The sequence below is a fragment of the Mycobacterium sp. 2YAF39 genome (assembly GCF_052114565.1).
Taxonomy (GTDB): domain Bacteria; phylum Actinomycetota; class Actinomycetes; order Mycobacteriales; family Mycobacteriaceae; genus Mycobacterium.
Window position 1 is genome coordinate 173,140 of the sequence record NZ_JBFREZ010000008.1, and the last position, 22,084, is coordinate 195,223.

16 protein-coding genes are annotated in these 22,084 nt (G+C 66.1%); 10 read left to right on the forward strand and 6 right to left on the reverse strand.

What is annotated here, in order from left to right:
* Positions 1-16: 16 nt before the first annotated feature.
* From AB4Z42_RS22420 to AB4Z42_RS22430, 3 genes are all read left to right on the forward strand, one after another.
* Entirely contained in the window at positions 17-3,301 is a 3,285-nt protein-coding gene (locus AB4Z42_RS22420) for a LuxR C-terminal-related transcriptional regulator (protein WP_442011418.1), read from the forward strand.
* Between the two features lie 80 nt (positions 3,302-3,381).
* Positions 3,382-3,729, forward strand: coding sequence for a DUF4333 domain-containing protein (locus AB4Z42_RS22425; RefSeq protein ID WP_442011419.1), 348 nt, complete (start codon positions 3,382-3,384; stop codon positions 3,727-3,729).
* Between the two features lie 43 nt (positions 3,730-3,772).
* Complete coding sequence (locus tag AB4Z42_RS22430; RefSeq protein WP_442011420.1) at positions 3,773-5,188, forward strand: DUF222 domain-containing protein; 1,416 nt, start codon at positions 3,773-3,775, stop codon at positions 5,186-5,188.
* Here AB4Z42_RS22430 and AB4Z42_RS22435 read toward each other — a convergent pair.
* Positions 5,167-6,636, reverse strand: coding sequence for a flavin-containing monooxygenase (locus tag AB4Z42_RS22435; protein ID WP_442011421.1), 1,470 nt, complete (start codon positions 6,634-6,636; stop codon positions 5,167-5,169). The two genes, AB4Z42_RS22430 and AB4Z42_RS22435, sit on opposite strands and share 22 nt — an antisense overlap.
* Positions 6,633-7,451 carry an SDR family oxidoreductase gene (locus tag AB4Z42_RS22440; protein ID WP_442011422.1) on the reverse strand — a complete coding sequence of 273 codons (819 nt, stop codon included), beginning with the start codon at positions 7,449-7,451 and terminating at the stop codon, positions 6,633-6,635. The genes AB4Z42_RS22435 and AB4Z42_RS22440 overlap by 4 nt, the downstream gene beginning before the upstream one ends.
* Before the next feature lie 72 nt (positions 7,452-7,523).
* Between AB4Z42_RS22440 and AB4Z42_RS22445 the strand changes: the two genes are divergently transcribed.
* The 7 genes from AB4Z42_RS22445 to AB4Z42_RS22475 all read left to right on the forward strand — a co-directional run bounded on the left by AB4Z42_RS22445 (position 7,524) and on the right by AB4Z42_RS22475 (position 17,391).
* On the forward strand, positions 7,524-8,105 hold the full coding sequence (locus tag AB4Z42_RS22445; protein WP_442011423.1) for a TetR/AcrR family transcriptional regulator: 582 nt from the start codon (positions 7,524-7,526) through the stop codon (positions 8,103-8,105).
* 34 nt (positions 8,106-8,139) lie between these two features.
* A complete protein-coding gene (locus AB4Z42_RS22450; RefSeq protein ID WP_442011424.1) occupies positions 8,140-8,538 on the forward strand; it encodes a TM2 domain-containing protein in 399 nt (132 codons plus the stop codon).
* Complete coding sequence (locus tag AB4Z42_RS22455) at positions 8,528-8,935, forward strand: DUF2752 domain-containing protein (RefSeq protein ID WP_442011425.1); 408 nt, start codon at positions 8,528-8,530, stop codon at positions 8,933-8,935. Before AB4Z42_RS22450 ends, AB4Z42_RS22455 begins: the two co-directional genes overlap by 11 nt.
* Positions 8,936-9,048: 113 nt before the next feature.
* Positions 9,049-13,575: a glutamate synthase large subunit gene (gene gltB, locus AB4Z42_RS22460; protein WP_442011426.1), complete on the forward strand. Its 4,527-nt coding sequence runs from the start codon at positions 9,049-9,051 to the stop codon at positions 13,573-13,575.
* Complete coding sequence (locus AB4Z42_RS22465; RefSeq protein ID WP_442011427.1) at positions 13,568-15,076, forward strand: glutamate synthase subunit beta; 1,509 nt, start codon at positions 13,568-13,570, stop codon at positions 15,074-15,076. Before gltB ends, AB4Z42_RS22465 begins: the two co-directional genes overlap by 8 nt.
* A gap of 27 nt (positions 15,077-15,103) precedes the next feature.
* Complete coding sequence (gene pyk, locus AB4Z42_RS22470; protein ID WP_442011428.1) at positions 15,104-16,522, forward strand: pyruvate kinase; 1,419 nt, start codon at positions 15,104-15,106, stop codon at positions 16,520-16,522.
* 11 nt (positions 16,523-16,533) lie between these two features.
* Positions 16,534-17,391 (forward strand): acyl-CoA thioesterase II, encoded by an 858-nt coding sequence (locus AB4Z42_RS22475; RefSeq protein ID WP_442011429.1) that lies wholly within the window; start codon positions 16,534-16,536, stop codon positions 17,389-17,391.
* Here AB4Z42_RS22475 and AB4Z42_RS22480 read toward each other — a convergent pair.
* Genes AB4Z42_RS22480 through cydB form a run of 4 tightly spaced genes read right to left on the reverse strand, consistent with a single transcriptional unit; the run spans position 17,388 to position 22,081 of the window.
* Positions 17,388-17,936: a DUF4190 domain-containing protein gene (locus AB4Z42_RS22480; RefSeq protein ID WP_442011430.1), complete on the reverse strand. Its 549-nt coding sequence runs from the start codon at positions 17,934-17,936 to the stop codon at positions 17,388-17,390. The genes AB4Z42_RS22475 and AB4Z42_RS22480 overlap by 4 nt on opposite strands.
* An 11-nt stretch (positions 17,937-17,947) precedes the next feature.
* Complete coding sequence (locus AB4Z42_RS22485) at positions 17,948-19,438, reverse strand: ATP-binding cassette domain-containing protein (protein WP_442011431.1); 1,491 nt, start codon at positions 19,436-19,438, stop codon at positions 17,948-17,950.
* On the reverse strand, positions 19,431-21,035 hold the full coding sequence (cydD, locus tag AB4Z42_RS22490; protein ID WP_442011432.1) for a thiol reductant ABC exporter subunit CydD: 1,605 nt from the start codon (positions 21,033-21,035) through the stop codon (positions 19,431-19,433). The genes AB4Z42_RS22485 and cydD overlap by 8 nt, the downstream gene beginning before the upstream one ends.
* Complete coding sequence (gene cydB, locus AB4Z42_RS22495; RefSeq protein WP_442011433.1) at positions 21,032-22,081, reverse strand: cytochrome d ubiquinol oxidase subunit II; 1,050 nt, start codon at positions 22,079-22,081, stop codon at positions 21,032-21,034. Before cydB ends, cydD begins: the two co-directional genes overlap by 4 nt.
* Positions 22,082-22,084: the final 3 nt, after the last annotated feature.

Consider the following 22,084-nt stretch of genomic DNA (forward strand, 5'->3'; position numbering starts at 1 on the left):
TCGCACTCTGATTAGCATGACCACGACTGACTGGAGCGACCTTGCCGTGAGCCAACTGCCGACAGGGACGGTGACGCTGCTGCTCGCCGACGTCGAGGGATCGACGCGGTTGTGGGAGACCCAGCCCGACGAGATGGCGGCAGCGATCACCCTGCTGGACTCGACGTTGGCCGAGCTCACCGCGGCATACAACGGAGTGCGGCCAGTCGAGCAGGGGGAGGGCGACAGCTTCGTGGTGGCGTTCGCCCGGGCGAGCCATGCAGTGGCGTGTGCGCTGGCCTTGCAGCGCGCGCCGCTCGCACCGATCCGGTTACGCATCGGTGTGCACACCGGCGAGATCCAGTTGCGCGACGAGGGCAATTACATCGGCCCGACGATCAATCGGGCCGCCCGCCTGCGTGATTTGGGACATGGCGGTCAGACGCTGCTTTCCGGAACGACGCATGACCTGGTCCTCGATGCCCTTCCCGAGGACGCGTGGCTGAACGATCTGGGTAGGCATGAGCTTCGCGATCTACCACGCCCCGAGCGCGTGGCGCAGCTGAGCCATCCAGATGTCCGGAATGAGTTTCCTCCGCTTCGAGCTCCCAGCAGTCTTGCGACACAGAACCTTCCGGCGCAGTTGACGAGTTTCGTCGGCCGCACCGCTGAGATGGCAGACGTCCGTGCACGCCTCTCGCAGAACCGGCTGGTGACTCTGACGGGCGCAGGTGGATCCGGAAAGACGCGGCTCGCTGTTGAGATAGCCGCGTCGATCGCGGGCGAATTCGCAGGCGGGGTCTGGTATGTCGATCTCGCACCGATCACTAATCCGGTGGTCGTGGCTGTGACTGTGGCCCGTGCTCTTGGCCTGCCGGATCAGCCGGGAAGTTCGGCGGCGGAGAGCGTGGTCCGCCACGTCGGGGACCACCGGATGCTCATCGTGCTCGACAACTGCGAGCACCTGCTCGACGCGTCGGCCACCATGATCACTGAGCTACTCCGTGGATGTCCGTCGGTGACACTGCTGACCACCAGCCGCGAACCAATCGGTATGCCCGGTGAGTTGACGTGGCGGGTGCCGTCGTTGCCGGTGGAGCCGGAAGCCGTCGACCTGTTCGTCGAACGGGCGCGCAAGGTCAGATCCGACTTCCACATAACCGACGAGAACGCTTCGGCTGTCGCCGAGATATGCCGGCGCCTCGACGGTATGCCGCTGGCGATCGAATTGGCCGCTGCCCGCGTGCGAGCGCTGTCGATCGTCGACCTGCTCGCCAGCCTGCACGACCGATTCCGGTTGCTCACCGGAGGTGCGCGCACCGCGGTGCGACGCCAGCAGACGTTGCGTGCTTCGGTGGACTGGTCGCACGCACTGCTGACCGAGCCCGAACACATCCTGTTCCGTCGCGTGGCGGCGTTCATGGGTGGTTTCGACCTCGACGCGGCAGAAGCAGTGGGTGGCGGTGGCGACGTGGAGCGGTATCAGGTCCTCGACCAGCTCACCCTGCTTGTCGACAAATCGCTCGTCGTGGTTGAAAGCGCAGCGGAACCAACGAGATACCGGCTACTGGAAACTGTGCGCCAGTACGCACTCGAGAAACTCGGCGAGTCAGGTGAGGCCGACACCGTACGTACCCGTCATCGCGACCACTACACATCGATGGCCGCACGGCTCGACACCCCGGCCGACGACGGTCACGAACACCGCCTGAACCAGGCGGCGCTGGAGATCGACAATCTGCGCGCGGCCTTCCAGTGGTGCCGCGAGAGCTCCGACGTCGAACACGCGCTCGCGCTCGCCACCTCGCTGCAGGCAGTGTGGCTCGCGCGCGGTCGGATCCGGGAAGGACTGGCAGCCCTGGAGATCGCGATCTCGGACCACGATGCGGCGGCCGAGGGTACAGCGCCTGCCGCGTATGCACGTGCGCTCGCCGACAAGGCGATGCTCGACTCGTGGCTCGGCACCATCAGCCCGGAGATAGCGGAGGATGCGCTGCGCTTCGCGCGCGATTCGGACGATCGGATGCTGTTGATCCGGGCTCTGATTGCGAGTGGCTGCGTCAACGGGCACACCGCTGCCACTTCGAAGCCGTACTACGCCGAAGCACTCGAACTGGCCCGGGTAGTAGGTGATAAGTGGCGGATCAGCCAGATACTGGGTTGGCAAGCGTACGGCGCCATGATGAGCGGCGACTGCGCCTTGGCGAACGTGATCGCCCGTGAGGGAATCGATTTCGCCGAAGGGATCGGTGACAAATTCGTAGCACGGCAGTGTCGTTGGATCCTCGGGCTGTCGCAGATGTGGCGCGGTGAGTTGAGCGCGGCCGCGGCGCAGTTCGCGATGGTCGCCGAGGAAGCCGAGGCGGCGCATGACGGGATGTGGGCCGATATGAATTTCGGGACCATGAGTTACGCGCTCTCATATCTCGGAGACATAGACGCGGCGGAAGCCGCGGCCAGAAAAGCGATCGACGTCGGGAACGACATCGGGGGACTGCAACTCGCACATGGCCTTACTGGTCTGGCGCTCGCCGCCTTCGCGAGAGGAAATGCGAAACAGGCGGCGGACGCCCTGGAGCATGCCTCGCCGCTCTGGGATCTGTTGCCCGAGTTGTCGGCAATGCATCTGGAGTTGCAGTCCCGCATTGCTCTTCTGAGTGGCGAACTCGACACGGCGCGACGACTCGCTGACGAAGCGGTACCGGCCACAAAGGGAAGGGGCTGCCACCACGCGGCTGCGCTGCTGGCGCGTGCCCGTGTCGCTGTCGCCGATGGTGCGTACGGGCAGGCGGAGGACGACCTCCACGCGGCTGTGGCAGAAGCCGCAGTGGTGAATTCGTACCTCGATCTTCCCGAGATGTTCGAATACCTTGCGCATCTTGCGGCGGTCGGTGAGAGCCCGCGCGAAGCGGCCCGGTTGTTCGGCGCGGCGGAGGCAATTCGCGATACGACCGGCAATGTCCGCTTTTCAGACGTGCAAGCGCGTCATGACTCCTGGGTGTCGGCACTCCGCGGCATGTTGGAGGCGGAGGACTTCGATGCGGCATGGGCTGAGGGTGCCGCCTTATCGGCAGAGGAAGCCGTTTCCTACGCGCGGCGGGGCCGTGGCGAGAGAAAGCGACCGTCGAGTGGGTGGGCATCGCTGACTCCGACCGAACTGGATGTCGTCCGATTGGTCAGCGAGGGGATGGCCAACAAGGACATTGCGACGCGCCTATTCATTTCTCCGCGCACCGTGCAGACGCACCTGACGCATATCTACGCGAAGCTCGGACTGACGTCGCGCGTGCAGCTGGCCCAGGAAGCGGCCAAGCACATCTAGTTTCCAAGAATCCGTCAAGGCATCTGTTGCATCCTCACGTGAGCGGCCACCCGGGCCGTATGCGGTGAAAGGAACAATGGATGAACCGATCCACCACCCGACGAATCGCAGGGCTGGCAACAACTCTGTTGGTGTCTAGTGGTCTGAGCGTCGCTGGTGTGGCGCTGGTCGCGGGAGTCGCGCACGCCGAGCCTGTGACGGTAACCGTCATACCGGAGGCGGCAGCACAGACGATCGTCGACCTCGTCTCCGACAGCACTGGCTTCCACCCGACTGATGTCACATGCCCGTCGGGAGTGGAAGCGGCTGTGGGACAGCAGTTCGAGTGTCAGTTCACCGGTCCCGAGGGTCCCTACACCGCATACATGCAGATCAAGAAGGTCGACGGCACATACGTCGAGTACTACATCACAACCAAGCGAGATTAGTCCCGCAGCCGACTTGTCGGTGGCGGGTTGTAGTGTCGAACGTATGTTCGAGTGTGATCGGGATTGGGATCTCATCGAGGTGATGGGTGAGGCCACGCGCTATGAGTCGACGTGTGTGGCGCAGCGGTTGTTGGCGGTCGCGGAGTTGTATGAGCGCCGTCAGGGGGCGTTGGCCGATCTGGAGTGGTATGTGGTCGATTATTGCGCTGCGGTGGCTGCTGAGGTGTCCGCGGTGCAGAACATCAGCCATTCCCGCGCGGTGGGGCAGGTGCAGTTCGCGTGCACGCTGGCGCATCGTCTGCCGACGGTGGCGAAGGTGTTTGTGCGCGGGACCATCGATCTGCGGATGGTGTCGATGATCATCGCGCGTACCGACAACGTGGACGATGCGTTGATGCCCGAGGTGGATGTGGCGATCGCTCGGCATTGCGAAAAGTGGATGAAATTGTCCAAGCCCAAGTTGCGGGATCGGGTGGATCAGTGGGTGGCTGAGTTTGATCCGGCCGGGGTGCGTATTCCGCCGAAGGTCGAGGAGAACCGGTATTTCGAGGTGGAGCCCGGCGGTAGTGCGGGGATGGCGTGTGTGTCAGGCCATATCCACGCCACCGACGCCGCTGCGCTCACCCAACGGTTGGATGCGTTGGGCGCCACGGTGTGTGAGCACGACCCGCGCACCCAGATGCAGCGCCGCGCCGATGCCGTCGGGGCTGTTGGCCGCGGGGAGGCGACCCTGGCCTGCCGGTGTGGGCGTGAGGACTGCCCCGCGGTCGCAGAGCTGGCCGCGGTCTCATCGGCGGTGATTCATGTGTTGGCCGAGCAGGGCACCCTGGACGGGTCCAGTGATAAGCCGGGGTATCTGCGGGGGTTGGGGATCCTGCCTGCCGAATCGGTGCGCGAGGTCGCCAAGACCGCCACACTCACGCCGCTGATCGTGCCGACCGGTGTGGCGCCCGGTCCGGGGTATCAACCCACGGCCAAGACCAAAGAGTTCATCGGCTGGCGGGATCTGACGTGCCGCTGGATGGGCTGTGACCGACCCGTTGAGCGCTGCGATATCGACCACACAGTGCCCTACCCGTTGGGGCCGACGCATCCGTCGAACAACAAGCCCTACTGCCGGATTCATCATCTGCTCAAAACGTTCTGCGGCTGGAGTGATCGGCAGTCACCTGACGGCACCATCACCCTGACGTCGCCGACCGGGCACACCTACACCACCAAAGCTCACGGTGCGGCCATGTTCCCCGCGCTGGCCACTTCCACCGGGGACCTCGATCTGCCGGATCAAACACCCGCGACGGACCGCACCGCGATGATGCCGCGGCGCAGACACACTCGCGCCCAGGACCGCCGCGATCGCATCAATGCCGAACGCCGCGAACGCACCGAACTCATCGCCGAAGAGGAACGCCAACGCCAAGCCTGGCTCGCCGCCAACTACCAACCGCCGCCCTTCTGAATGTGGTAGTCGCGATCATCGGGCCGGCTGAGCATCGCGGTCATCGTCTTACGGTCATACGGCCACAGGTCGACATTGCCGTCATCGGTGAGATACCAAGAGTTGCAACCGGTATTCCACACAGTCGGGCCAAGGGCCAGGCCGACGTCGTCGTTGAATTTGGCGGTGGCCTCTTCGGTCACCTCGACGGTGTCGACCTCCCCGTCACGGAATCGGCGTAGCCACTGTGTGATGTAACGAGCCGTCAGCTCCGAGGAATACTGCAGAGAAATCGAGCCGGTCGGTGAATTGGGACCCAATACCGTGAAGAGGTTGGGGAACCCAGGAATCGCCGTCATCCGGTACGCCCGCGGCCCCTTGGCCCAGGCATCGTCGATCGAGATGCCTTCGCGCCCGCGCAAATTCATGGGCCGCATGTAGTTGTGCGCGTGAAAGCCGGTCGCCATCACCAGCAGGTCGACATCGATCTCGCGACCGTCTGCCATCAGGATGCCGTGAGGAGTGATGCGCTCGATCGACGACGAGACAAGCTCGGCATTCTTCGCGCGAATCGCGCGATAGTAGGAGCTCGAGACGACCTGGCGCTTGCACAACGGCTGGTAGTCGGGGGTCAAGCGGTCGCGGAGATCCGGATTCCGGACCTGAGTTCGCAGCGACCACCGCGCGTACGCCTGGACGAGTCTCCGACGCCAGCTCGGCCGGGTCGTGATATCGGCGAGAATGCCCGAACCCCAGAGCAATACGTCATAGATTCTGCGGTGAAGCTCCGGCAGCCTCTGCAGGACTTTGCTCACCGTCACCGGCTGACGGAGTCCCATCGGCGCCCATACGACCCACTGCGGTGAACGCACCAGATGACTGATGTGTGCCGCACCGGGCTGCAGCGCGGAGACGACCTGCACGCCTGTCGACCCGGTACCGATGACCGCGATGCGCCTCCCGTCGGTGACCACATCGTCGCTCCACCGTGCGGTGTGGACGACGTCGCCGGCGAAGGTGTCCAGCCCCGGGAGATCGGGTGTGAAGGGGTGATGCAGCACCCCGGTCGCCGCAACGACGAAGTCCGCCTCCAATTCGTCGCCCGCGGAAGTTGTCACACGCCAAGAGGATCCGGTGAACTCCGCCGACTCGACCTCGGTGTTCAACCTGAGGCGGCCCTCGAGGCCCTGGCGGTCGACGACATCGCGAAGGTACCGCTGAATCTCCCCGCCCGGCGCGAACAGGCCCGTCCAATCCGGCTTCGGCGCGAACGAGAACTGGTACAGCTGAGACGGCACGTCGCACGTGAGCCCCGGGTAGCGGTTCCAGTGCCACACACCCCCGACATCGGAACCCTTCTCGAGGATCGTGACATCGCGGAAACCATTGAGCTGCAGCGTCACCGCGGTCGCGATCCCGGCAATTCCTGCACCGATGATGACGACTCTCGGCTCGCGCTTCGCTGTCATCGATCCGCGGCCTGGCTCGCGATCGACTCCTCGTAGGCCGAGCGCACATCATGCTGAACCGACGTCAATGCCCGGCGGTCGCCGATCAACCTGCGGCCCAGCCGCATCACCGGTTCGGGCGCCGCCGCATTCACGAGATCCCAGCCCGACAGGTACCGCGGGACGGTGATCTCCGCGCGCCGACGGCGGATACTGCCGACAATCGCCCGCGCGACGTCGTCGGCGTCGACCGTCGGCATGCCGTGCCCCAGTGGCACACCCGACGCGAGCCGGGTCCGCACCGCGCTCGGCAGCACCGTGCTGACGCTGACACCCGAATTCCGGTATTCCTCACGGACCGCGGCGGACAGTCCCACGGCGGCGAACTTACTGGCGTTATAGACCGCGAGGCCGGGAACCACCAACTTGCCCGCCATGGATGCGACATTGACGACATGTCCGCGGCCGCGTTCGATCATGTGCGGCATCACCGTCCTCATGCCGTGAATCAGGCCCCATACGTTGACGTCGAGTGTCGTCCTGCTGATCGCGTCGTCCTCGGAGAGGAAGTCGCCCACCGGCATCACGCCAGCGTTGTTCACGAGTACGTCGATGCGGCCGTGACGGGCGATCACCGCCTCGACGAACCCGCCGAACGACGAGCGGGATGTGACATCCAGGACGTGGGCGTTCGGCGAATCCGCCGGGTCGAGATCCCCGATGGACACCACCGCACCCCTGGACGCGAACAGCTCAGCCGTCGCCTTGCCGATCCCGCGGGCGCCGCCGGTCACCGCCACGACCGCGCCGTCGAGCGCGATCTTCGGGTAGGCCATGAACGCTCCTCTCATAGAGATACTGACGGTATCCAGAGTCTAAAAGTATGTCAAAGGGCTAGACTCCCGAGCATGCCGAGGATGACGCGCGCACAGAGTCAGGCGCAGACCAGATCCGAACTGGTCAGCACCGCTCGGCGGCTCTTCTTCGAGGACGGCTATCACCCGACGTCACTCGAGAAGGTCGCCGACGCGGCGGGCCGCTCCAAAGGGGCGGTCTACTCGAACTTCCGCAACAAGGACGAGCTGTGCACGGCGGTGCTCGACGAAGTCAGAGGGGAGCGGCTGGCCGAGATCCTCGACATCATGGCCACGCCTGATGCGGCGTCCCGGATCGAGGCACTTCGCGACTGGGCGGAACGGGTCATCGGCGATCCGGGGTGGACCTCGCTGGAGGTCGAATTCGCCGTGCATGCCCGCCGCAATGACGAGCTGCGGGCCGGCATGGCGGACAGGCTGGGAGGCATCCTCCAAATACTCACCGGGGCAGCCGAATCCGGCGGCACCGCCCCCGATCCGCAGATGCCCGGCGGTGAAACAGCCACCGTGATGCTGGCGCTCGGCATCGGTTTGGGATTGCTGCGGTCGATCGACCCGTCCATCCCCATCACCGGTCTCGTGGACACTCTGCGCCTGGTGGGCGGCCAAACCTAAGGTAATCGCAGTTCGTTCTGGCATGCTGTCTGTCATGACTGAACCGCAGTTCGGTGGCAACGAATTTGGAAGCCAGCCGACGCCGCCTCCGCCGCAGCCCGGCTATGCACCGCAGTATCCGCCACCTGCGGGCCAGTACCCGCAGGCCTACCAGGATCCGAGTGCGCCATTCGGTCGTCACCCGCTGACTGGTGAGCCGTTCTCGGACAAAACGAAGATGATCGCCGGTCTGCTGCAGCTGCTCGGGCTGTTCGGGATCGTCGGCATCGGCCGCATGTATCTCGGCCAGGTCGGTCTCGGCGTCGCCCAGCTCATCGTCGGGCTCGTGACCTGCGGGCTCGGTGCGGTCATCTGGGGGATCGTCGACGCGGTTCTGATATTCACCGACAAGGTGCGCGATCCGGAGGGGCGTCCTCTGCGCGATGGCACTTAGCACGGCCCCCAGCCGGGGACGGCTGTATACCGCGCTCGGGACGGGCGCCGCATTCGCGGGTGTCCTGGCCTACATCGGCTTCGGCGACCCGCATCGACCGAACTTCTTCCTTCCGTGCCCCTTTCACGCGGCGACGGGCCTGTGGTGCCCCGGTTGCGGTGGCCTGCGGATGGTGCACGACGTTCTTCACCTCGACTTCGCTGCGGCAATCGTGGACAACGTCGTCGCGCTGATCGGTCTGCCGCTGCTGCTGGTGTGGATTCTGGTGTGCCGCAGCAACGGGCGACCGTGGATGACGCGGGTCTCTGCGGTCGTCATCATCGCCATCGCCGTCGCGTGGACGGTGGTGCGCAATCTGCCCGGGTTCCCGCTGGTCCCGACGGTTCTCGACGGGTAGCCAGCGCGCTGCGCTGATACAATCGGACTTCGGAGCCGCGGCGGCGGCGACATCTATACGGGCCGGAGCAGTCCCGGGACATCATTTCCCCGGACTGCGGAGGTTCTCCCTCGATGCTCTATTCGGCATTCCCCGAGCCACAAGGCTTGTACGACCCGGACAACGAGTCGGATTCCTGTGGCGTCGCCATGATCGCGGACATCCAAGGCCGCCGGTCTCACGCCATCGTCGTCGACGGGCTGGTCGCCTTGGAGCATCTCGAACACCGTGGCGCCGCGGGCGCCGAACCCAACAGCGGTGACGGCGCAGGCATCCTGATCCAGCTGCCCGTCGAGCTGTTGCGCGCCGCCGTCGATTTCGAACTGCCGCCCCCAAGCTCCGACGGCGCCAACGCGTTCGCCGCGGGCATCTGCTTCCTCCCGCAAGACCACGACGCGCGAGCCGCCGCTCGCGAACGCGTCGAAGCGATCGCCGTCGAGGAAGGCCTCACCGTCCTGGGCTGGCGTGAGGTCCCCACCGACCCGGACGGCGCCGAGATCGGCGCGACGGCGCTCGGCTGTATGCCGCACATGGAACAGCTGTTCGTCGCCTCGCCGCACCACCTCGGCGGTATCGATCTCGACCGTCGCGTGTATCCGCTGCGCAAGCGCGCCGAGCGCAACGGCGTGTACTTCCCATCGCTGTCGAGCCGCACCATGGTGTACAAGGGCATGCTCACTACAATGCAACTGCCCCAATACTTTCCGGATCTGCGCGACGAACGGTGCATGAGTGCGATCGCCATCGTGCACAGCCGCTTCTCGACGAACACCTTCCCGTCGTGGCCGTTGGCGCACCCCTTCCGTTTCGTCGCGCACAACGGCGAGATCAACACCGTGCGCGGCAACCGCAACCGGATGCACGCACGCGAAGCCATGCTCGCCAGCGCCAAGATTCCCGGCGACCTGTCCCGTCTCTCACCGATCTGCACTCCCGAGGCGTCCGACTCCGCGTCGTTCGACGAGGTGCTCGAACTCCTGCACCTGGGTGGGCGCAGCCTGCCGCACGCCGTGCTGATGATGATCCCCGAGGCGTGGGAGAACAACACCACGATGGACGCCGACGAACGGGCGTTCTGGCAGTTCCATGCCTCACTGATGGAACCGTGGGACGGCCCGGCCTGCGTTACGTTCACCGATGGCACGCTCGTGGGAGCGGTGCTGGACCGCAACGGATTACGGCCGGGGCGCTGGTGGCGCACACTCGACGACCGCATCATCCTCGCCAGCGAGAGCGGTGTGCTCGACGTGCCGTCCGCGCAGATCGTCGCCAAGGGTCGGCTCCAGCCGGGAAAGATGCTCCTCGTCGATACCGCCGCCGGCCGCATCGTCGGTGACGACGAGATCAAGGAGTCGCTGGCCGGACATCGGCCGTACGGCGAGTGGCTGCACGCCGGCCTGCTCGACATCGCGACGCTGCCCGACCGCGCCCGCGTTGCGCCCAACCACGAGTCCGTCGTGCGCAGGCAGATCGCCTTCGGCTACACGGAGGAGGAGCTGCGCATCCTGCTCACCCCCATGGCCGCATCTGGCGCCGAACCACTGGGCTCCATGGGCACCGACACCCCGACAGCCGTGCTGTCCCAGCGATCCCGGCTGCTCTACGACTATTTCGTCGAACTCTTCGCGCAGGTGACCAATCCGCCGTTGGACGCCATCCGCGAGGAGGTCGTCACCTCGATGGCCCGCGTCATGGGCCCCGAACAGAACCTGCTGGAACCGACCGCGGCATCGTGTCGCCAGATCGTGCTGCGCTGGCCGGTTCTCGACAACGACGAACTCAACAAGATCGTGCACATCAACGATGACGGCGAGCAGGGCGGTCTGAAGACCGCGGTCCTCAAAGCGCTCTACGACGTCGAGCGGGGAGGTGAGGGCCTCGCCGACGCACTGGAGGACCTACGCGTGCGGGCGTGCGACGCCATCGCCAAAGGTGCACGCACCCTGGTCATCTCCGACCGCGACTCCGACCACAGACGGGCACCCATTCCGTCCCTGCTGGCCGTCTCGGCCGTGCACCATCATCTCGTACGCACGAAGGAACGCACCACCGTCGCCCTCGTGGTGGAAAGCGGTGACGCCCGCGAAGTGCACCACATCGCGATGCTCATCGGGTTCGGCGCCGCCGCGGTCAACCCCTATCTGGCATTCGAGTCCATCGAAGACCTCATCCGCGAAGGTGAGCTCACCGGCATCGAACCCGCTGCGGCAGTGCGCAACTACCTCAAGGCGCTCGGAAAGGGGGTGACGAAGGTGATGAGCAAGATGGGCATCTCGACGGTCGCCTCCTACACCGCCGCACAGGCCTTCGAGGCTGTCGGCATCGACAAGCACGTCATCGATGAATACTTCACGGGCACCCCTAGCCAGATCGGAGGTGTCGCGCTGGACGTGCTCGCGGAAGAAGTCAAGGTCAGGCATCGGCGGGCGTACCCGGAAAATCCGACCGAGCGTGTGCACCGGCGGCTCGAGGTCGGCGGCGAATACGCATTCCGCCGCGAAGGCGAACTGCACCTGTTCACCCCCGAAGTGGTTTTCCTGCTGCAGCATTCGACCCGCACCGGCCGCTACGAGGTCTTCAAGCAGTATTCGGACGAGGTCAACCGTCTCTCGAGGGAGGGTGGCACACTGCGCGGCCTGTTCGGCTTCAAGAGCGGTAGGTCACCCGTCCCGCTGGAGGAGGTGGAGCCCGTTGAATCGATCGTCACTCGTTTCAACACCGGCGCCATGAGCTATGGCTCCATCTCGGCCGAAGCACACGAAACCATGGCCATCGCCATGAACAACCTCGGCGGCCGGTCGAACTCCGGGGAGGGTGGCGAGGACACCGACCGCCTCTACGATCCCAAACGTCGCAGCGCGGTCAAACAGGTCGCCTCCGGTCGCTTCGGCGTCACCAGTGACTACCTGCTGAACGCCACCGATATCCAGATCAAGATGGCCCAGGGCGCCAAACCCGGTGAGGGTGGGCAACTTCCGGGCTACAAGGTGTATCCGAACATCGCCAGGACACGGCACTCGACGCCGGGCGTCGGCCTGATCTCGCCGCCGCCGCACCATGACATCTATTCGATCGAGGACCTCGCCCAGCTCATCCACGACCTGAAGAACGCCAACGCCGATGCGCGTATCCACGTCAAGCTGGTCAGCAGTGTCGGCGTCGGGACGGTCGCGGCGGGTGTCTCGAAGGCGCATGCCGATGTGGTGCTGATCTCCGGATACGACGGCGGCACCGGCGCCGCGCCGCTCACCAGCCTCAAACATGCGGGCTTGCCGTGGGAGATCGGGTTGGCCGACACCCAGCAGACGCTGATGCTCAACGGTCTGCGCGACCGCATCACCGTGCAGTGCGACGGAGGTATGCGCACCGCGCGCGATGTCGTCGTCGCTGCGCTGCTGGGCGCCGAGGAGTTCGGCTTCGCCACGGCGCCGCTGGTGGTGTCCGGCTGCATCATGATGCGGGTCTGCCACCTCGACACGTGCCCGGTCGGCGTCGCGACCCAGAACCCCGAACTGCGGGCGCGATTCAACGGCAAGCCGGAGTTCGTCGAGAACTACTTCCGGTTCATCGCCGAGGACATCCGCCAATACCTCGCCGAACTCGGCTTCCGCAGCATCGACGAGGCCGTCGGCCACGCGGAGATGCTCGACACCGACGACGGCATCGCGCACTGGAAGAGCAAGGGCCTGGATCTGACGCCGGTCTTCGCCGTCCCAGACTCGGCTGGAGAGCGCCGTCGCACCACGGGGCAGGAGCACGGTCTCGAAGAAGCGCTGGACCGCACCCTCATCCAGCTCGCCGAGGGAGCCCTTGAGGACGCACACCCCGTCAGGTTGGAACTGCCGGTGCGCAACGTCAATCGCACCGTTGGCACCCTGCTCGGCTCCGAGGTCACCCGTCGCTACGGCGCTGAGGGTCTGCCCGACAACACGATTCACATCACGCTGACCGGGTCGGCCGGCCAGTCCATCGGGGCCTTCCTGCCTGCGGGCATCACATTGGAGCTCGTCGGAGACGCCAACGACTACGTGGGCAAGGGATTGTCCGGCGGGCGGGTCATCGTCAGGCCGCCCGACGACGTGCTGTTCCTGCCCGAGGACAACGTGATCGCCGGAAACACACTGCTTTTCGGCGCCACGTCCGGCGAACTCTTCCTGCGGGGCCGGGTCGGGGAGCGGTTCGCCGCACGCAACTCCGGCGCGCTGACCGTTGTCGAAGGGGTCGGCGATCACGCATGCGAGTACATGACCGGCGGCCGCGTGGTGGTGCTCGGCAAGACGGGCCGCAACATGGCGGCGGGAATGTCCGGCGGCATCGCGTTCGTGCTCGGCCTCGATCCGAAGAAGGTCAATACCGAGATGGTCGAGCTGCAGCGCCTCGAGCCCGAGGATCTGGCGTGGTTGCGCGACGTCATCGCCACGCACGCGAAACACACCGGGAGCACCTTGGCCGCCAGTGTGCTGTCCGACTGGCCAAGGCGCAGCGCGCAGTTCACCAAGGTGATGCCTCGCGACTATCAACGCGTGCTGGAGGCCACGCTGGTCGCCCAACGCGAGGGCCGCGACGTCGACACCGCGATCATGGAGGCGAGCCGTGGCTGACCCGACAGGATTCCTCAAGGTTCCCAAGATCGAAGCCGCCAAGCGGGCCGTCGACGAACGCGTCGGCGACTGGCGTGAGGTCTACGAGCAACAGGATCCGCACCAACGCGCAGGCGAGGTCTCCCAACAGGCCCGACGCTGCATGGACTGCGGAATCCCGTTCTGCCACTCCGGGACCGCGGGCTGCCCGCTGGGCAACCTGATCCCGGAATGGAACGACCTGGTCCGCCGGGGACGCTGGGACGCGGCGAGCGATCGCCTGCACGCGACCAACAACTTCCCCGAGTTCACCGGACGGTTGTGTCCGGCGCCCTGCGAATCCGCGTGCGTGCTCTCCATCGGCGAGGAGAAGACGGGCGGCAGCGTCACGATCAAACGCATCGAACAGACCATCGCCGACCAGGCGTGGATGGACGGAATCGTCGAACCCCAGCCTGCGGCCATTGCCACGGGCCGCCGGGTGGCCGTCGTCGGATCGGGTCCGGCCGGACTCGCTGCGGCACAACAACTCACCCGTGCGGGCCACGACGTCACCGTGTACGAGCGTGACGACCGCATCGGCGGCCTGATGCGTTACGGCATTCCGGAGTACAAGCTCGAAAAGTCCACGTTGAACCAGCGGCTTGCCCAGATGCGCGCCGAGGGCACACGTTTCGTCACCGAATGTGAAGTCGGCGTGGACCTTCCCATCGAGCAGCTCAAGCAGCAATACGATGCCGTGGTGCTCGCGGTCGGCGCCCTGCGGGCGCGGGACAGTGAGGTCGAGGGCAGGCATCTCAAGGGTGTGCACCTCGCGATGGACCATCTGGTGCCTGCGAACAAGGAGTGCGAGGGCGACGGCGAGAGTCCGATCTCCGCGGCCGGTAAGCACGTCGTGATCATCGGCGGCGGCGACACCGGTGCGGACTGCCTCGGCACCGCGCATCGGCAGGGCGCGAAATCGGTGACCCAGTTGGACTACAACCCTGAACCGCCCGAGGCCCGCGACGAATCCCGTTCGCCGTGGCCGATGTGGCCGATCGTGCTGCGTACGCGGCTGTCGCCGGCGCATGCAGAGGGCGGCGACCGTAAGTACGAAGTGGCGGTGCAGCGCTTTCTCGGTGACGACCGGGGCAACCTGCGCGCCATGGAGGTCGCGGAGGTGAAGGTCGAGCGTGACGCCGAGGGTCGCCGTGTCATCACACCGGTCGGGGAGTCGCTGGAGTTGCCCTGTGAGCTGGCGCTGCTGGCGATCGGCTTCGACGGTGTCGAACACATGCCGCTGCTGGGCGAACTCGGCCTCGAACTCAACCGTCGCGGCGCTCTGCCCTGCGGTTCGGATTGGCAGACCGATGCACCGGGCGTGTTCGTCTGCGGGGACGCCCACCGCGGGGCCTCGCTGATCGTCTGGGCCATCGCCGAAGGGCGCAGCGCAGCTCATGCCGTCGACAAATACCTGATGGGGGAGTCCGACCTACCTTCACCGGTGATACCTGGTGCGTTGCCGCTGGCCGTCGTCTGAATCGATTAACGACTATGCTCGGGAGTCGTGAATAGACGCGGAAAGATCGTCTGCACCCTGGGCCCGGCCACCGCAACTGAGGAAGCCGTCAGGGCACTCGTCGAGGCGGGAATGGACGTCGCGCGGCTCAACTTCAGCCACGGCGACTACCCCGATCACGAAGCCAACTACAAGCGGGTGCGAGCCGCATCCGACGCCACCGGACGCGCGGTCGGCATTCTCGCCGATCTGCAGGGTCCCAAGATCCGCCTTGGCCGGTTCGCGGACGGGCCGACGGTCTGGGCCGACGGTGAGACGGTGCGGATCACGGTCGATGACTGCGAGGGCACGCACGATCGGGTGTCGACCACCTATAAGCGGCTCGCGGAGGACGCCACGCCAGGCGACCGGGTTCTGGTCGACGACGGCAACGTAGGGCTCGTCGTCGAAAGCATCGACGGCAACGACGTGGTGTGCACCGTTACCGAGGGCGGCAAGGTCAGCAACAACAAAGGGATGTCGCTGCCCGGAATGAACGTGTCGGCTCCGCCATTGTCGGAGAAGGACATTGAGGACCTGGAATTCGCGCTGCAGGTCGGCGTGGATCTGGTCGCGCTGTCGTTTGTACGCTCACCCGCCGATATCGAGCTCGTGCACGAGATCATGGATCGTGTGGGCAGGCGGGTGCCCGTCATCGCCAAGCTCGAGAAGCCCGAAGCCATCGACAATCTCGAGGCCATCGTGCTGGCATTCGACGCGATCATGGTCGCCCGCGGCGATCTCGGCGTGGAGCTGCCGCTCGAAGAGGTGCCGCTGGTGCAGAAGCGCGCCATTCAAATGGCAAGGGAGAACGCCAAACCCGTCATCGTCGCCACTCAGATGCTCGAGTCGATGATCGAGAACTCCAGGCCGACCCGTGCCGAGGCGTCCGATGTGGCCAACGCGGTGCTCGACGGTGCGGATGCCGTGATGCTCTCGGGCGAGACGTCGGTGGGCAAGTACCCGCTGGAGGTCGTCAAGACGATGGCCCGAATCATCTCGGCGGTCGAGGAGAACTCGGTCGTCGTCCCGCCGCTGACGCATGTGCCCCGCACCAAACGTGGCGTCATCTCGTACGCGGCCCGCGACATCGGCGAACGTCTGGACGCCAAGGCGCTGGTGGCCTACACGCAATCCGGCGATACCGTACGCCGGCTCGCGCGGCTCCACACGCCGCTGCCGCTTCTCGCATTCACGTCGCTGCCCGAGGTCCGTAGCCAGCTCGCGCTGAGCTGGGGCACCGAGACGTTCATCGTGCCGCACATCCAAACCACCGACGGAATGATCAAGCAGGTCGACAAGTCGCTGCTCGAGCTCGGCCGTTACCGGCGCGGCGACCTGGTGGTGATCATCGCGGGCGCTCCGCCTGGCACAGTAGGGTCCACGAACCTGATCCAGGTCCACCGGATCGGGGAGGACGACGTCTAAAAGGGGGCCGAGTGTCGGCAGATCTGGATGAGCTGCTGGCGATACTCGACCTCCGCCAGATAGACGACGATATCTACGTCGGTTCGCACCCGAGCAAGAATCCGGTGCGCACGTTCGGCGGCCAGATGGTGGCGCAGTCGCTGATGGCGGCGACGCGCAGCCTCAAGTACCCGTTACCGCCGAGCGCGCTGTCGGTGCACTTCATCGCGGGCGGCGATCCGGACAAGGACCTCGAGTTCCACATCGCGCGGCTTCGTGACGAACGTCGTTTCGCCAACCGCCGGGTGGACGTGATGCAGGACGGCGTGGTGTTGACGTCCGCGATGGTGTCCTACCTTTCCGGTGGACGCAGTCTCGAGCACGGAATCGCACCGCCTGATCTACCGGGTCCGCTCACCGTGCCGCCGGTCGACGACCTGCTGCGCGGATACGAAGACGTCGTGCCGCATTTCGTGGACGCGCTGCGCCCGATCGACTGGCGCTACACCAACGACCCGACCTGGGTGATGCGCAGCAAGGGCGAGAAGCTCACCTACAACCGCGTCTGGATGAAGGCCGAGGGCCAGATTCCCGACGACCCGACTCTGCACGCCGCCGCGCTGGCATACGCATCGGACACCACCGTGCTGGACTCGATCATCACCACACACGGCCTGTCGTGGGGATTCGACCGTATCTTCGCCGTCACCACGAATCATTCGGTGTGGTTTCACCGCCCGGTGCGGTTCGACGACTGGGTGCTGTACTCGACGTCGTCGCCGGTAGCCGCCGATTCACGGGGGCTGGGCACCGGCCATTTCTTCGACCAGTCGGGTCAGTTACTGGCGACCGTGGTGCAGGAGGGAATCGTCAAGCACTTCCCGCGTTAAGGCGCCGGCGTGGTGATGGTCATCGAGAACTGGGTCTCGAGGTTGTTGGTGAACTCGTCGGCGCACTGCTGGACGGCTTCCTGATCGCTGCCGGCCTTCGACAGGCAGTCGACGTAGTCGGTTCCGCCCACCTCACCGAATCCCCACACCATCAAGGCGATGATGGCGACCGCCTCGATGATGCTGAGGATTCCGAGGATGATGCCTGCGATCGCAACGCCTCCGTTGGTCGCTTCGCCGCGCTTCACGCGGGCCCGCCCCATGAAGCCGAGAATTATTGCGACAAAGCCGAGTACGACGCCGCCGAACACGCTCAGCAGCGCGATGATCGCAGTCACCAACGACGCGATGCCCAAGCCGTTCTTCGGGGCCGACGTGGGCGGCGGTCCCGCGGGATATCCGCCATAGGGCGTCTGCTGCGGCGGTGGCGGATATCCGCCGGGGTACGCACCGTAGGAGGGCGGTTGAGCCCCCGCAGGTGGAGGTGGCGACGCCCCAGGAGGCGGCGGCGGGGGTGGCGTTGCGGGGTTCTCCGGCTCGCTCATGGTGGATGAGGTTACCCCCAGGCGGCGAGCTTGACGGTGGTACAGACAAAGTCGGCGGGCAGGTGATGGGTGGCGACGACGACGGTGCGCTCGGCCGCGAAGAGAGCGCCGGGAGTGAGTAGTTCGGCGAGGAACCGGCGGCCGTCGCACGCGTCGAGGTGTTCGGTCGGCTCGTCGAGCAACACAGTGGGCGCTTTGGAAACCAGTGCGCGGGCGAGCAGAAGCCGCCTGCGCTGCCCGGCCGATACGGCTGCACCGCCACCGACGAGGACGGTGGCCAGCCCGGTGGGCAACGACAGGAGCCAATCACCGAGGCCCACGCGGTACAGCGCGTCGCGGAGCTCGTCGTCGGTCGCATCACCGCGGGCGACAAGAAGGTTGTCCCGGATCGTGGTGGCGAACAGGTGCGCGTCCTCGGCAAAAAACGCGGCGTCCGAACTCGACTCCTCGGGCAGCAGGCCTGCGAGGTGCATCAGCAGTGTCGTCTTGCCCGAGCCGCTAGGCCCGGTGACCGCCAGCCTGGCGCCCGGTTCGAGATGGACTGAGGGCACCGCGGGACGACGTGATTCGTCGTTGCCGGGGTTCGTCAGCAGGTGCAGGCGACGCGCGGCGACGCGGGAGCGGGCGAGTTGAACTCCCGCACCGGGCAATGCGACCGTCGCCTCAAACGCCGACAGCGGCAGCAGCATCAATATCGCCAGCGTGGTCGGTGCGAGGACCGGCGCAAGGGCGATACCGCACACGACGGCACCCAGCACGCTGGCACCGATGGCCGCGATCGGCGCGGCCGACGCCAACGCCGCCGGTGCTGCAGCCCGATCGATGGCTCGGCCCCATTCGCGTTGTTGCCGGTCGGCCTCGGCGAGCACCTCATCGAGTCTGCCGCTGACGCGTAGTTCAGGCGCGTGCTCGAATGCGATCATCGCCGCGGTGTCACGTCGTGAACGGTGCTGTGCGGCAAGGTGTTCAGCGGCCATGGCGGCTCGGGCGGCAAGACTGGGCGCGGCGACACCGGCCACCAGCAGGCAGAGCGCAAGCACTACGGCGGCCGCGGGTGAGATGAGCGCGATGGCGATGGTGGCTGCTGATCCGAGGACGGCCGCGACCGCGATCGGAACCACCGCACGCACGAGCACATCGGACAACTCGTCGACCGACGAACCGATATCGCTCACCAGCTCACCGGTGTGGCGCCGCATCACCGCGTCGACCGACCCCGTTGCGAGGCGCGCGTACAGCCGCTCACGCACGTCGGCAGCGGACCGAAGGGCGGTGTCATGCGACGCCAGCCTTTCGCAGTAACCCAACACCCCCCGGGAGATGCCGAGCGCGCGTACCGCCACGACCGCGACGGTGAGGTCCAGCACGGGCGGCATCTGCCATGCCCTTGTGATCAGCCATGCCGCGACCCCCGCCAGCGCAAGCGCGCTGCCGAGGGACAGCACGCCGAACAGGACGGCGAGCAGCAGACGGGGAAGGCGCGGGCGCAACAACTCAAACATCGACGAGGCTCCCCAATTGCACGAGGCGATCCCCGATGGCCAGCACCGGAGCGCGGTGGCCGACGACGATCACCGTCGCCCCGGCGGCCGCGCGCGCTGTAATGGCGTGCAGCACCCGGGTTTCGGTCTCGGCATCGAGGTGCGCTGTCGGCTCGTCCAGGAGCAGCACGGGCGACCCTGATCCGAGGACCCGGGCCAGTCCGAGCCGCTGTCGCTGGCCGAGCGACAAGCCGACGCCGCCGCTGCCCAACATCGTGTCGAGCCCATCTGGCAGGTCGGTGAGGACCTCGTCGAAACAGGCCAGACGGCAGGCTGACTCGATGTCATCGAGCGGTCCGAATAGTTCGAGATTCTGTCGCACGGTGCCGGGAACGATCGTGGGCCGATGCGGAAGCCAGGCGATCTGTGCCCACCACGTCGGCAGATTCATCTCGGTGATGTCGACACCGGCGACGCGTATCCGGCCGGATGCCGGCTCGTCGAGGCCAAGCACGGCCTGCAGCAGGGTGGTCTTGCCGACACCGTTGGGCCCGGCGATCACCGTCACCCGGCCGGGCTCGGCGGCGGCGTCGAATGCCGTGATGTCGATGGTGGCACCCCTCGCGATGACCTCGCGCGTCCCCACGCGTCGGGGCGGAAGTGCATCGACCATGCGGAAGGCGTTGTCGGCGGCCGTCTTTCCATCCTGTGCGGCGTGGTATGCCGCACCGACGCGCCGCAGTGGCCAGAACACCTCGGGTGCCAGGAGCAGAGCGGTGAGCCCGGCGGTGAGCGAGACGTCGCCGTAGACCAGTCGCAGACCCACACTCACCGCGACCAGCGCAACCCCGAGAGTGGCCAGCAGTTCGAGCACCAGGGAGGACAGGAACGCGATGCGCAACGTCGCCATCGTCGAACGTCGGTGAGCGGCACCCAGTTCGGCGATCCGGGTTGCCGAGCCGCCAACGCGTCGCAGACCACGCAGCGTCGGCAGTCCCGCGACGAGGTCCAGCAGCCGGGACTGCAGCGTGGCCATCGCGCGCAGCGTCGCGGCCGACCGCTCGGAGGTGGTGAGGCCGATCAGCACCATGAAGAGCGGTATGAGCGGCAATGCGATCGACACGACCACCGCGGATCGCCAGTCGTACAGCGCGATGACGACGACGGTGGCCGGTGTCAGGACCGCGGCGATGAAGAGTGCGGGCAGATAGGCGGTGAAGTACAGCCGCAAGCCGTCCAGGCCGCGGGTGACCAGGATCGCCGCGTCATCGCGGTGTCCGGCGAGTTGGCGCGGCGGCAGTGACGTCGTCGCCGTCAGCACCGAGCGGCTGAGGTCGGCGATCACCTCGCTCGCACCGCGCTGAGCAAGCCGGCCCTGCTGCCAAGTGACAAGTGCCCGGAAGATCCACAGCAGCAACAGAATCGACAGCGGGACCAGCAGGGCAGACAGGCTTCGCTGGTCCGGATCGGTGATCACCCTGGAGACGATGTCGGCGAGTACGACCGCTGAGGCGATGGTGGCGCCCGAGATCAGCACGCCGCAAACGGTCGTCGACACGAGGAAGCGGCGCATCGCGGCCGATGCGCGCCACAGGCGCGGGTCGACGGGGCCGCTCATGTGCGATGCCGCGTCAACCCGATCGAGGCCGGTATGGCGTCGGCGGTGATCCTGCGGCGAAACACCCAGTACGTCCACGCCTGGTATCCCATGACCAGCGGCAGCAGGGTCAGCGACGCCCACGACATGATCGCCAGTGTGTAGGGGGTCGATGAGCCGTTGTAGATCGTCACGTTCCAGTCCGGATTGAGCGTGGAGGGCAACAGATTCGGATACATCGATCCGAACAGCAGAACGACGACGGCGGCGACGACCACCATCGTCGACGCGAACGCCCAGCCTTCGTGGCGCCGGGTCGACATCAACGCCACGGCCGTCAGCAGTGCGATCACGGCGATGCCCAGCGCGAGCCACGTCCACGTCCTGCCGTGCGCCAGCTGCGTCCACAGTCCGAATCCGCCGGCCAGCACGACAACGGGCAGCGACAACACCCGAGCGAAGCGAAATGCGTCGTCGCGCACCGGACCTGCGGTTTTGAGTGCGACGAATACCGCGCCGTAGAACGCGAACAGCGACGCCGTCGCCAGCCCGCCGAGAAGCGTGTAGCCGTCGACCACATCGCTGATCGCCAGATGCGCCTGACCGTCGGCATCGATCGGCAGGCCCTGAATCAGCACGGCGAAGGCGACACCCCACAGGATGGCGGGCAACCAGGATCCCGCTGCGATACCCCTGTCGGCCCATGCGCGCCATCGCGGATCGTCGATCTTGCCGCGCCATTCGATGCCGACGACGCGCGCGATCATCCCGACCAGGATGACCAGCAGTGGCAGATACAACGCCGAGAACAGTGTGGCGTACCAATTGGGGAACGCCGCGAACATGGCCGCACCCGCGGTGATCAGCCAGACCTCATTGCCGTCCCACACCGGTCCGATGGTGTTCAGTGCGGCGCGCCGGCGCTGTTCGGGGTCTTCGCCGGCGGCCTTGCCCGCCGCCCCGAACGGAGCCATCAGCATGCCGACGCCGAAGTCGAAACCCTCGAGGAGCACGAAACCGCCGAACAGCGCCGCGATGATGAAGAACCACAACTCTTGAAGGCCCATCAC